This is a genomic window from Alteromonas sp. CyTr2 (assembly GCF_947311905.1).
Taxonomy (GTDB): domain Bacteria; phylum Pseudomonadota; class Gammaproteobacteria; order Enterobacterales; family Alteromonadaceae; genus Alteromonas; species Alteromonas macleodii.
The window spans coordinates 18,747-31,185 of the sequence record NZ_CAMZMZ010000042.1 but is presented as its reverse complement, the minus strand read 5'-3'; the positions used below and the strand labels follow the sequence as shown (position 1 = coordinate 31,185).

Here is a 12,439-nt window from a genome sequence, read left to right as displayed (position 1 = left end):
TCTGATCAGAGTCTGGAGGAATAGTTCAAAAAAATCCCCACTAATTACTTAGTAGGGATTTGTGTATAAGAGACAGGCTCATTGAGCAGGCTTTTTTTGTAATGTCTTAAATGCAAAAAAGGCTGGGTACGTAAGAACGTATCCAGCCTTTTCTAGCGGATGCTAGTACATCCGCTTCAGGCGCTATTAGCCGTTTACGAAGTCAACGCCTAGCTTGATGTCGCCACGTAGGCCTTCAAGCATGTCGTTTTTCGCTTTTTCTTCGAATGCGCTTAGCTCGCCGTATGGCAAGATTTCTTCAACACCGTTTGCGCCTAGGCGAACTGGGTGTGCAAAGAATGCTGCGTCGCCGCTGTCGTCAGTTTGTACATAAGTGTACTCAACCACGTTCTCACCTTGCATTGCTGCAACTAGTGATAGACAGAAGCGTGCCGCTGCTTGACCCATTGACAGGGTTGCAGAACCGCCGCCCGCTTTAGCTTCAACAACTTCAGTACCCGCGTTTTGGATACGAGTAGTTAGGCTAGCAACTTCTTCGTCTGTGAACTCTACGCCTTCAACTTGTGAAAGTAGAGGAAGGATAGTTGTACCAGAGTGACCACCGATTACCGGTACGTGCACAGAAGATACGTCTACACCTTTAAGTTCAGCAACAAACGTTTCAGCACGGATAACGTCTAGTGTCGTTACACCAAAAAGCTTGTTCTTGTCATAAACGCCTTTTGCTTTAAGCGTTTCAGCTGCAATAGCAACAGTAGTGTTAACTGGGTTAGTGATGATACCAACACACGCGTTCGGGCAGTTATCAGCTACACCTTCAATTAGGTTTTTAACAATGCCGGCGTTGATGTTGAATAGATCAGAACGATCCATACCTGGCTTACGAGGCATACCCGCTGGAATTAGAACAACGTCTGCTCCAGTTAGTGCATCAGCTAGGTCATCTTTACCGTGACCGGTTACTTTTACCGCAGTGGGGATGTGGCTCAAATCAACGGCAACACCAGGAACAACTGGCGCTACGTCGTAAAGCGCTAAATCTGAACCTGCTGGCAATTGTGTTTTCAACAACAAAGACAGCGCCTGACCAATACCACCGGCAGCACCTAACACGGCTACTTTCATACCATTTCTCCTATGGGATTACTTCACGTATTTAAACGGAACGTCACACTAATGCAACGCGGGGGAAAACTCAATCACCGGATCGTCTTATTAACGTTATTTATGGCGATTTTATCTCGATATTCATTATCATGAATGATTATGCAAAGAAATTGCGCAAAGTCTACCTGTACGGCACAATATACGCATACTAAATATAATTCCTAACGATAACCCTCAAAAAAGAAAAGAGCGCTAATGGCAAACGCAAAACAAGAGCTACTCATCAAAGCTTTTAAAGAAATTCTTAAAGCAGAAAGTTACGGTTCACAGGGCGAAATTGTTGATGCATTAAAAGCACAAGGCTTCGACAACATCAGCCAATCTAAAATCTCTAGAATGCTAAGCAAATTCGGCGCGGTACGCACGCGAAATGCCCGAGGTGACATGGTGTATTGCTTGCCTCCAGAGCTAGGTATGCCTACGGCTAAAAGCCCTCTTAAACAGCTGGTACTGGATATCGTTCACAACAACGTAATGGTAATCATTAGAACCAGCCCTGGTGCTGCACAGCTTATTGCGCGCTTGCTTGACTCATTAAGTAAGAAAGACGGAGTTTTGGGCACCATAGCAGGTGACGACACTATTTTCATCGCGCCAGCGGATGTGTCTAGAATCGAAGAACTAAGACAGCGTGTTGAAGACCTGTTTGAGAACGTTTAGGTAGCCACGCTATTAAAACGGTGCCCTCTCATTGAGGGCACTATATATTCTGCTGTTCGCTGACGCTAACTCAATAGCTTAATCAGCGCATCGGCTGCTGGTCGTGATGACGGCGGATTCTGTCCCGTCACCAGTAACCCGTCGGTACACACTTTTACAGCAAAATTGTCGGCGCTCTCATACTTACCGCCTTTTTTAACCAGTTCATCTTCAACCAGATAAGGCACTACGTCTGTAAGTTCCATTGCAGCTTCTTCACTGTTTGAAAATCCGGTAACAGATTTTCCCTCTACCAGGTATTTGCCATCAGGCGTTTTAACGTCCTTAAGCACAATTGGCGCGTGACATACTGCCCCAACGGGTTTATTAGCTGCGATAGTGTCTTCGATTAGTTTTATCGAGTGCACATTGTCAGAAAGGTCCCACAACGGACCGTGTCCCCCTGGATAGAACACCGCGTCAAACTCTTCAGCTCTCACATCTTCAAGCGGAATAGTCGACGCTATAGCGCTACGCGCCAGCTCATCTTTCGTATATCGCATAGCGTCATCGGTCATTGCATCGTCAGCCAGACTATTGGGATCGATAGGCACTTGCCCTCCCATGGGTGACGCCAAAGTTATCGTATATCCTTGGTCTTTAAATGCGTAGTACGGCGCAGCAAACTCTTCCAACCACATGCCTGTCTTTTTGCCGGTATCACCCATAATTTCGTGAGATGTCATTACCATTAGCATACGTTTTGACATAAGCCCTCCTTGCGAGCATTTAAAAATTTGTCGTCAATTACTTCGGCTAATGTACGTAGTTAGATCATTAAAAAAGCGGAGGATCGTTTGATTGCATGATTGTGAGATTAATGGCGGGCATAAAAAAGTGCCACTTCCTGTTAAGGAGAGTGGCACCTAACACTACAATAGGTTCACACCATTGGATTAGAAGCTGTACTTAACACCAACTCGGATTTGCCATAATGATTGCTCATTAAAGAATCCATTTTGATTAGTGTTACCTTCAAAGAACTCGTTGTACGTATATGTACCATCGCTATTTAGCGATGCATCAAGTACAGGAGCTGAAACGAATGGACCAATTTTACGAACGCCCCAATCATCATTTAAGAAGTTACCAACGTTCTTAAGGATGAAGTATGCACTTGCGCGATGACCTTTCATGAAACCAGGAAGTTGCTGGTCAATACGGAAGTCAACTCGAGAATACCATTCAGCATTTTCAGAGTTACGCTCAAGGATTTCGCCGCGAGCAAAACCACCTTCATCGATGAATGAGTTGAATGCACCTAAGTCGAAGCCTTCTGCATACGTCACGTTTGGATCATCAACTTCTGGGATGTAAAGAAGTGCATTGTTTGTTCTAAACTGCGCGTCGCCGATCGTGATACCGTCAAAGGTGTACGAGAATGGACGACCTTGCTGGCGAGATCCGAATAGCGAGAAGCTTGTTTTGTAACCGTCAACAATTTCAGTCGAATAACGCAAGTTAAACGTAAAGCGATGTGGCACTTCGTAGTTCGAAGTTGCGATACCAGGGTTTAACGGGTCTGATGAAGCAAAGTTAGTAAAGTTCGAGAACGCTACTGAACTTGCCATTGGTGTAACGTCTTCAGAGCGGTTGTATGCATAACCGAATGAAGCATCTAAACCAAAGTCATATTCTTTTTGAACAGCAAAAGAGATAGTGGTCGACTTGCCATCTTCACGAGCATTGGTAAGTACTAAGTCACTCTTACGGAAGTTACGGAAAACAGCGTCACCATCGTCATTAGTTCCAACTTGAATATAGTCGTAGATAGGTCGACCGTCAGCTGCAAAAGTAACGTTTTCTGTGTCCCAACCAACATTTATGATTTGTGCACTATCTTGCTTCTTGTTGTGAAGAATATCTGCTTGGAATACATAATCGCTGTCTGTTACCCAAGTGAAACCAAGATTGAACTTCCATTCGCTAGGAATCTCAAAATCAGGGTCTACGGCATTCGTTGAAGGCTCATTACCCAAAGATGGATCTGCATCAGCAACTTCATCAAACATCTCTTGAAGTGGTGAGTAAATTAGGCGACCACCATTAACCAGCGGAACCGTGTTACCGTTCTCATCGAACAACTCAAAATCACTGCGATAAGTATCAATATTTGTAATACCGTCGTTAGAGAAAGAGTTTGATAGCCAAACGTTAGGGTTACCACCAGAGTATAGGCCTACACCACCACGTACTTCCATATTGTCATTCAATGTATAGTTGAAGCCAAAGCGAGGCTGCAATAAATCAATTCCATCGAATGTTGAAGTGTTGTCATAACCATAGCGTTGAGCAAATACTTCATTGCGCTTAGGCTTGTCATCACTGCTGTATTTGTCATAACGAAGACCGAACAACAAAGTTAGGTCATCAAGGATCCACTCGTCTTGAACATAAAGCGTGTTCGTTTCATAAGAGAATCGTTGCGCTGCGTCCTGAGGATTATTTGTGCCAGCAGAGTTGTTGTAGTAGATGTCGTCAGCCAAACCAGCTTCAAAATCATCAATAGTTTCGAAACGGTATTCACCAATAGTATGTTGCATGAACAAGTTAAATGCTTCTAGCTCTTCATACTCATAACCGAATGTAATTGTATGGTTATCTAGGTAGTACGTACCAGCGAACTTGGCAGTTGTGCTATTCCAATCCATTTCGTTAGATTGACGAGAGTCATCTGGACCGAAAAAGACGTCTGCACCGTTTACTCTATCGATGCGAATTTCACCAAAACCACTGTCAGCATCTAGTGAGTTTTGACGGTTGGTAAGCTTGATTCGACCTAAGCGAACTTCGGTAGAGAAGTCGTCGGTCCAGTCTGAGTACAATGAAGCAACTGTTGAATTAAGCTTTGCACCTACTTCGTAGAAATGGCTATCTAAAGAAAGAGCTGTCGAGTAGTCATCAGATTGGTCGATTCTAAAGCCATCGTTATAGTTATAAACTAATGATGCACGGTGAGCGTCGTTGATGTTCCAATCAAGCTTAACAAGTACTTTCTCGTCTTCCACAGGCATTGAGCCAGGCGTACCGCCGATATCGTAATCGTAAACACGTGACGCAATTTCACGAATGCGATCGATATCTTGTTGTGATACTTGGTTACCTAGAGGGCCGTAAGAGAAGATTTGAGCGCCTTCAAGTTTTTCATAAGCACCAAAGAAGAAAAGTTCATCTTTGATTAGTGGAAGACCAACGTTTACACCGTAGCGCTTTTCAGTAAAGTCGCCTGTATCAACGTCTGTATCTTCTACTTTATCACCCATTAATGAATCACTAGTGTAATCATAGAAAGCACTACCGTGAACTTCATTTGTACCCGATTTTGTAACTGCGTTGATGTTACACGCCGTAAAACCACCGTATTGCACGTCAAATGGTGCAAGCTCAACGGTTACTTGGTCAATTGCATCGAAAGAGAATGGCATTCTAACAGTCGGATAACCATTTTGGTTCAAACCGAAACTGTCGTTCATACGAACACCATCAACAGTTAGTGCACTAAAACGTGGGTTACCACCACCACAGATGATCGCCTCTTCGCCGTCGCTTTCAGAAATACTAATACGAGGATCTACACGAACGATATCTTTTAGGTCACGGTTTGCAGAAGGAGCAGACTCTAAATCTTCAAGATTGAATGTTGACGCAGGACTTTTTTGACCGAATACGTCGTACCCCATTTGAGAAGCTGTAACTTGAATTCTTTCAACGTCAGCTTCGTCAGTTAGCGCTAAATTAAGAACTAAAGGCTCACCTAGTTGCAAATAAACATCACTTATGACTTTATCATCAAACTTATCTGAATCAAATTCAACAGTATAAGGACCACCTACGCGTAGACCTTGAGAGCTAAATTGCCCTGCGTTGTTAACTTGAACGGTTTTTCTGGCGCCAGTGGGGACGTGGGTAATAATAACTGTAGTTCCTGCTGCTGGAGCTCCTGCTGGACCAACTAGGCTACCTTTAATTGATGAAGACGTTTCTTGCGCCATTACAGCGGTAGACAACCCGATGGACAGCGCAACAGCAGCCGCAATACGGCTGAATTTAGCTGGAGAGTTCATGTGTGTGTTTCCCTTTTTGTTTAAAATTCTTTTTTATGGACTTGCGCAGGGCGTTGTCCCTATCAAGACCACTTACTATTCTAGTACCACGAAGAATTGTTATCGAGATTCATGTCAAATTTATTACAGTTTTACATTTTTGTTTAACACCAATTGCCCGACGCTAGTGACTTTGTAAAAAATTACTTGACCATGTAGTCAAGTTAACTTACTTGTTATTGTTGTTGTCTATCTGCAGCAATTGGACAGTGCTATTCTTGGCAGATGTGCGACTAATAAACAGCGTTTAATAAAAATCAGATTTACCTATAAAAATAAACTATATTTCAATAGCTTAACGATTTAAAATAAATTTACCTATTGCAATAAATAACCTTAACTGATGAAATCCCCACATAAATCGTTAATTCATTTGGTCGTTTTTTTGGCGAATTTTAGAATTGTTGCCTCCGGAAAGTGGATATTATTTGTCATCGTCGCTATCGCGTGCGGTACTTTTAGCTATTTACAAAAAAACAATGTTTATAGTGACATCACCCCACAAGCTGGTCAATTTTTATACTGCAAAACTAAATTAAGTGCGAATAGCGACATTTTTTCAGTGTATGTTACCGACGGTCGCATTGCTGAAATGGCAAGAGATAGATTGTGCGCTGACAGCACAATAAAGAAGCAATTCGGCGAAGTAAAAATTATCATCGGTCAAAGCGACTATGACACGTTTCGCTACATCAACCACGGCGTTGTTGACCTTGCATTAGTGAAAAAGAACGTGGTCGACGCGTTTGGCGCTGACCAAATATATGGGCTGTCTAAAGTGGCATCGCACCCTAATTACAGCGCCTTTTTCATTGCGTTACGCGAACGCCCGCAATTAAGTAAAGAATACTTGCTCGGTAAAAAAATTGGTTTATTAGATTACCCAAGTAGTCGCTCAGGCCACATTGTACCCAAAACTATCCTACAAAATTTAGGGTTAAGCGACACAAACGTATCAATTGTATATTACAGTTCCCATCAAGAGCTTCGCAGAGCACTGTTAGCAGGTGATGTTGACATTATTTCGTCTTATTGGGCTGAAGATGACAGTGATCGCTTTTCAAGAAATTACGCAACACCGTTACAAGAAAGCATAGGTGGAATGCAGTGGTACCTGAAAATGCAGACACAAAACACCGATTTGTTCTGTGCTATGCAGTCTGTTGTACATGAAATAGCAATGGCTCGCCCGCGACCATATTACAAAAATATTACACTTGAAGCGGGGTGTAACAAATGATCAAACCTAAGTTCAAATCGCCTGCATGCATAACGTTAAACTGGGCACTGCTATTTCTGTGCTTACAGACTATCGCGCTGATTGGCCAGTACTTTTCATTTAAGGCTGATATTCATGAAGCGCAAGATAAAGTCGAACGTCGTATAAGCCTAGACAGCGCATTTCTAGATGTGGGCAATGTAACGCTTAATACGCCGGTCAATCAGCATGCTATCTATAGCTATTTAGATAGATTAAATAGCGAACTAACCAAAGAAGGCTATCCTATTTTAGTGAGCCATATTCAGGAAATCAGCGTTCAATCTCAAGATTTCACACAATACCCTAACGTGACATCTACCTTACTGATAAATGCAGAGCAACGTATTGTACTTGAAATGCGCAGTAAGTCGTCATGGAGTGGAGTAGGATTTAGTTTTATAGCATTGCTCTGCTCACTTTTACTACTTCCAGTATTTTCTATTGCAACGAAAAAGCGTAAGAAAGTGTCGGCTGTTGAAGAAGAATTGCTGCCGCCAACACCGAAGCTCATTATTAATCTCAAAGATAAAACACTTTCAAACGGTGTTGATGACAAGGTAGTTGCACTACAGAATAAGCCATTATGTTTCTATACTGCTTTAGTTAAGTTTTGTATTGAGTACCCCAATCAGCCGCTTCCTCCGCATAAAGATGTACCACATGAACTTATGATTCTTGCTAACAAGAGCTTTGGTAGACTGATTGAACTTGGGCATACTAAACGCAAAAGGCCAGACTTCAACGCGAATTTAGACAAAACCTTGAGCGAGATCCGTGCAGCCCTTGATGAAGTGTTTGCCGGATTCACTGAAGAAAAAGAAATATACTATCCACCTCGGGCTCAGGGTGAGGGCTCTCGCTCGAAGCAGCATTCGTATGCATTACCGAGTATTAAGGATGACGATATAGAGATAATTGGTAACTAGCGATATTTTGACTTGTTCAGTTAAAAACTGACCACTTGGAGAACTTTTTGGTATTTTTTGTAAGCTGACTAAACGCCCTGCAATACCTTGAAAATACGATAAAGTTCTAGCAAAGACCGATCCAAAAACCGAGAACTTGTGAATATAACATTGATTCGCGAGGCCTAAACGCGTATCTTTGCACCAACAAAATCAGCTTTATAGTACTATGCAATCGCCACTTATTATTGCCATTTCTGGAGCTTCTGGCTCTGGGAAGTCTCTTTTTACAAAAAATTTGTTTAACGGTTTCAGTGCTCAAGGCCGCCCTGTTCAAGTGCTGCGCGAGGATCACTATTACCGTGCGCAAGATCATCTTCCCATGGAGCAACGTGAGAAGAACAACTATGATCACCCGAATGCCTTTGAACATGAGCTTTTAAAAGCACACTTGCAAGCATTGCGCGATGGTCAGCCTATTGACTATCCACATTACTGCTATAAAACGCATACGCGTTTGCCTGAAACTGAGCGTCTAAATCCTGCGCCAGTCATTATTCTTGAAGGTATCATGCTACTTGCTCGTACTGATCTACTTCCTTTGTACGACGTGAAGATCTTCATTGATACTCCTCTTGATATTTGTTTGATGCGCAGAATGATGCGCGACCTAAAAGAACGCGGTCGTAGTATTGAGTCGGTGGCAAAACAGTACGAAGAAACTGTTAAGCCTATGTATCATCAATTTATTGAACCTAGCCGCTTCACTGCCGACGTAGTAGTGACGCAAGGCGGCAAAAACCAAATTGCATTAGATGTGATCAAATCACACATTCAGCAAGCGCTTCTTTAAGGGAACATAACTATGGTGAGTTTACTGGGCATTGCAGTACTTCTGGGTATTGCCTTCGCGTTATCATCGGCGAAACGCAATATAAATTGGCGCACCGTTGGTGGCGCATTTGCTATTCAAGCATCCGTTGGCGCGTTTGTCCTGTATTCTGAACCTGGTAAAGAAGTATTGTTGAGCGCGACGCGTTTTGTCGCCAACATCATTGCTTATAGCCAAGAAGGCATTAATTTCTTGTTCGGTCCTATTGGCGACAAGTCGATAGCGTTTATTTTTGCCTTTAACGTGCTTCCAGTTATCGTGTTTTTCTCGGCGCTTATTGCCGTTCTTTATCACCTAAAAGTAATGGGTTTGATCATCAAGGTTATCGGTGGCTTTTTACAGAAAGCACTGGGAACTAGCCGACCTGAATCCATGTCTTCTGCTGCCAACATTTTTGTGGGCCAAACAGAAGCGCCTCTTGTGGTTCGCCCTTTTATTCCACACATGACGAGTTCTGAGCTATTTGCCATTATGGTGGGTGGTTTGGCGTCAATTGCTGGTTCAGTAATGGCGGGCTACGCAGGCATGGGGGTAGATCTTAAGTATTTGCTAGCAGCCAGCTTTATGGCTGCTCCAGGTGGCTTACTTATGGCAAAAATCATGTTGCCAGAAACCAGTAAGCCAAATGAAGATTTACATGACGTAGATGCGGAAGATACCGGCTACGCCAATGTATTTGATGCAGCCGCCAGTGGCGCAGCATCAGGCATGCAACTTGCGTTGAACGTAGGTGCAATGCTACTCGCTTTCATAGCACTTATTGCCATGTTTAACGGTCTTATTGGCTGGACAGCAGGGTTGTTTGGCTATGAAAACGTGACGTTTGAAGGGATCCTGGGTTATGTGCTTCAACCTCTTGCATGGGCAATCGGCGTACCATGGGAGGAAGCGCAACTTGCAGGCAGCTTTATTGGTCAGAAAATGGTAGTTAACGAATTTGTCGCCTACCTAAACTTCCTAGAGAACCAATCACAGCTATCTGAAGCATCTCAGGCCATTATCACCTTTGCACTTTGTGGTTTTGCAAACTTCTCTTCTATCGCTATTTTGATGGGTGGAATTGGTGCCATGGCACCAACACGCAGAAAAGAAATTGCGAGGCTGGGGTTAAAAGCTGTTATTGCTGCAACGTTATCTAACTTAATGAGTGCCGCGCTAGCGGGCTTTTACCTCTCTCTTGGTTAAATTTCATTAATTTGGACCAGTTGGTCAATATTTTACTAGACTAACTGGTCAGGTTTCTGTAAATTACGCGCAAATTCCTCGCGGGGTTGATTTATGTCAATTTCTGCGACTTTTTTCTGTAGCCCGTCTACCTTTATAATGCCGCAGTCAAAATATACGGGATAAAGTTATGCAATTAGTTGCTGTTGATTACCAAGCGGAAAACGCACAAGAAGAATTCGTGAAGTCACTTCGCGAGACAGGGTTCGGTGTTTTAAAAAATCACCCTATCCGACAGTCATTAGTTCAAGGTATTTACGACAATTGGCAGGGCTTCTTCGACAGTGAAGAGAAGAACGATTACCTGTACAACAAGGGTAAACAAGACGGATTTTTCCCTCAGAGCGTATCTGAGGTAGCCAAAGGCTTTACGAAAAAAGACATTAAAGAGTATTACCACTTCTATCCGTGGGGTCAGTGTCCAGAAGCGCTACACCCGCAGATTTCTCAGTACTATGAGGAGGCAAATACACTAGCGAAAGAGCTATTGGGTTGGATAGAAAAACATTCTCCTTCAGAGGTGAGCGATAAGTACAGTCAACCGCTAGGTGACATGATCAAAGATTCTGATCAAACTTTGCTACGTATACTGCACTACCCACCACTAAAAGGTGATGAAGAAGTAGACGCAATTCGCGCAGCTGCTCACGAAGATATTAATTTGATTACTATCTTGCCTGCAGCCAACGAGCCTGGATTGCAAGTACAAGCTAAAGACGGTAGTTGGATTGAAGTTCCTTGTGATTTCGGGAACTTGATTGTGAATATTGGCGACATGCTTCAAGAAGCGTCTGGCGGATACTTCCCATCAACTACGCATAGGGTTGTAAACCCAGATGGTGCTGACATGACGAAATCTCGTATTTCATTGCCACTGTTCTTACACCCTAGACCAGATGTTGTTCTTTCAGAACGTCATACCGCAGGGTCATACCTGCAAGAGCGCCTTCGTGAGCTGGGCGTTATATAAATTAAGTTCCTTTTGTAGTGTTATTCTTTTGCCGCAGCTAGTCTGCGGCTTTTTTTTAGCTGCTTGCTAACGTTGCCAGTTTTGAAGAATAGCGTTGCTTTTCTTGCTCATTGGGCGAATACCTGACCGCTCGCTCTAGATAACGTTGAGCTTCACTTACATCACCTAACTCGTGATAGGCCTTTGCCATCCCAAATAGAATCTCATGGCGCGCGTTATCAAGTCTTAGTCCTCTTTCGTAATGAACTATTGCCAATGCAATATCACCTGCCTCAAGTGCCTGTTCTCCTAAAATGTAATGGTAATATGGATTATGCTTCCGCTTAGCTTCTACCATTTGTGTTATTTTTAAAGCCTCGTCATCTCTATCTTGATAAGTGTAAAGAATGGATAAATTTTCCCATGCGGTTAAGTTTTCTTCATTTAGCGATAGTGCGTGTTTGTATGTCATTTCAGCCTGCTCATATTCATCCACCATTCTATAAAGCACACCTAAATTCACCCAGCTCTGCTGAAGTTCGGGAGCGACTTTTGCTGCTGCACGAAAATAGCTATAGGCCCGAGTGTAGCTGTTCGCCACTAAGGCATCCGCTCCTTTGTTGTTGTAATACATTGCTATTACTTTGTTTTTGGAAACGGCATTTCTTGGGAAGTAATTTCGCAGCATTTGTGGATCAAAATCAACGTCTGCCCACGTTCCTCCCACAGCTGCAACAGGACTTTCATTTGGCAATGAGAGTCGAAGGTTAATGTGCCCATTCAGTAAGCTATACCCTTCTCGTCGTGTCCAGTATTCCGGAATTTCCACCTCGTAAAATGTTGCATTGAGTCCAACGTGTTCTGCCAAAGCGTACGTCATAATAGAAAGAGACAGACAGTTCGCGGCTCGGTTATTAAATGTTGTATTTGCCGTTGTATTTGCGCTGTTACGATAAAGCATCCCATGATCAGAATGATCGAAAATTGCTTTTACTAACCCTTTTACATTCTTTTGCAGGATACTTTTTTCGTAAACTGCCCTTTCGGCAAAAAACTGTGCGTCTTCGTCTAAGTAAAAAATTTCATCTGAAGACTCTACTGGAAATAACGTATAGGAAGGAAAGAGACTGTCATTTAACAAAGTGGGCGCAGCTTTTACATGCTGATTATCTGTGGATTGGCAAGCGGCAAGCACTATGCATAACAGCAAAGGAACAGCGAGTCGAGCATTCATAATAG

General features: G+C 43.0%; 10 protein-coding genes. 6 read left to right on the top strand and 4 right to left on the bottom strand.

Going from position 1 to position 12,439, the window contains the following annotated elements; all coding sequences use genetic code 11:
* Positions 1–186: 186 nt before the first annotated feature.
* Positions 187–1,125, bottom strand: coding sequence for a malate dehydrogenase (gene mdh / locus QME20_RS17265; protein WP_168533964.1), 939 nt, complete (start codon positions 1,123–1,125; stop codon positions 187–189).
* Positions 1,126–1,362: 237 nt separating this feature from the next.
* On the opposite strand from mdh, the gene argR reads away from it, so the two are divergent.
* Positions 1,363–1,827, top strand: a complete 465-nt coding sequence (gene argR / locus QME20_RS17260; RefSeq protein WP_014950803.1) for a transcriptional regulator ArgR — start codon at positions 1,363–1,365, stop codon at positions 1,825–1,827.
* 65 nt (positions 1,828–1,892) lie between these two features.
* Here the strand turns inward: argR and QME20_RS17255 are convergent, their stop codons facing one another.
* On the bottom strand, positions 1,893–2,576 hold the full coding sequence (locus QME20_RS17255) for a type 1 glutamine amidotransferase domain-containing protein (protein ID WP_014950804.1): 684 nt from the start codon (positions 2,574–2,576) through the stop codon (positions 1,893–1,895).
* 186 nt (positions 2,577–2,762) lie between these two features.
* The gene (locus QME20_RS17250) at positions 2,763–5,930 is read right to left on the bottom strand and encodes a TonB-dependent receptor (RefSeq protein ID WP_187447207.1); all 3,168 of its coding nucleotides are present in this window, start codon (positions 5,928–5,930) and stop codon (positions 2,763–2,765) included.
* Between the two features lie 424 nt (positions 5,931–6,354).
* On the opposite strand from QME20_RS17250, the gene QME20_RS17245 reads away from it, so the two are divergent.
* From QME20_RS17245 to QME20_RS17225, 5 genes are all read left to right on the top strand, one after another.
* Complete coding sequence (locus tag QME20_RS17245; protein ID WP_239260160.1) at positions 6,355–7,209, top strand: PhnD/SsuA/transferrin family substrate-binding protein; 855 nt, start codon at positions 6,355–6,357, stop codon at positions 7,207–7,209.
* Positions 7,206–8,156: a hypothetical protein gene (locus QME20_RS17240; RefSeq protein ID WP_168463569.1), complete on the top strand. Its 951-nt coding sequence runs from the start codon at positions 7,206–7,208 to the stop codon at positions 8,154–8,156. Before QME20_RS17245 ends, QME20_RS17240 begins: the two co-directional genes overlap by 4 nt.
* Positions 8,157–8,364: 208 nt before the next feature.
* Positions 8,365–8,988 carry a uridine kinase gene (gene udk, locus QME20_RS17235; protein ID WP_014950808.1) on the top strand — a complete coding sequence of 208 codons (624 nt, stop codon included), beginning with the start codon at positions 8,365–8,367 and terminating at the stop codon, positions 8,986–8,988.
* 12 nt (positions 8,989–9,000) lie between these two features.
* Complete coding sequence (locus tag QME20_RS17230) at positions 9,001–10,212, top strand: NupC/NupG family nucleoside CNT transporter (protein WP_014950809.1); 1,212 nt, start codon at positions 9,001–9,003, stop codon at positions 10,210–10,212.
* A 169-nt stretch (positions 10,213–10,381) separates the two neighbouring features.
* Positions 10,382–11,221 (top strand): isopenicillin N synthase family oxygenase, encoded by an 840-nt coding sequence (locus QME20_RS17225; RefSeq protein WP_168463570.1) that lies wholly within the window; start codon positions 10,382–10,384, stop codon positions 11,219–11,221.
* Between the two features lie 55 nt (positions 11,222–11,276).
* Here the strand turns inward: QME20_RS17225 and QME20_RS17220 are convergent, their stop codons facing one another.
* Positions 11,277–12,434: a tetratricopeptide repeat protein gene (locus QME20_RS17220; protein WP_061095918.1), complete on the bottom strand. Its 1,158-nt coding sequence runs from the start codon at positions 12,432–12,434 to the stop codon at positions 11,277–11,279.
* Between the last annotated feature and the right edge of the window lie 5 nt (positions 12,435–12,439).

Bases quoted from the DNA above. Each gene is read 5' to 3' on its own strand.
- QME20_RS17240 (WP_168463569.1), top strand. From the start codon at position 7,206: ATGATCAAACCTAAGTTCAAATCGCCTGCATGCATAACGTTAAACTGG.
- udk (WP_014950808.1), top strand. From the start codon at position 8,365: ATGCAATCGCCACTTATTATTGCCATTTCTGGAGCTTCTGGCTCTGGG.
- QME20_RS17220 (WP_061095918.1), bottom strand. From the start codon at position 12,434: ATGAATGCTCGACTCGCTGTTCCTTTGCTGTTATGCATAGTGCTTGCC.
- QME20_RS17225 (WP_168463570.1), top strand. From the start codon at position 10,382: ATGCAATTAGTTGCTGTTGATTACCAAGCGGAAAACGCACAAGAAGAA.
- argR (WP_014950803.1), top strand. From the start codon at position 1,363: ATGGCAAACGCAAAACAAGAGCTACTCATCAAAGCTTTTAAAGAAATT.
- mdh (WP_168533964.1), bottom strand. From the start codon at position 1,125: ATGAAAGTAGCCGTGTTAGGTGCTGCCGGTGGTATTGGTCAGGCGCTG.
- QME20_RS17255 (WP_014950804.1), bottom strand. From the start codon at position 2,576: ATGTCAAAACGTATGCTAATGGTAATGACATCTCACGAAATTATGGGT.
- QME20_RS17230 (WP_014950809.1), top strand. From the start codon at position 9,001: ATGGTGAGTTTACTGGGCATTGCAGTACTTCTGGGTATTGCCTTCGCG.
- QME20_RS17250 (WP_187447207.1), bottom strand. From the start codon at position 5,930: ATGAACTCTCCAGCTAAATTCAGCCGTATTGCGGCTGCTGTTGCGCTG.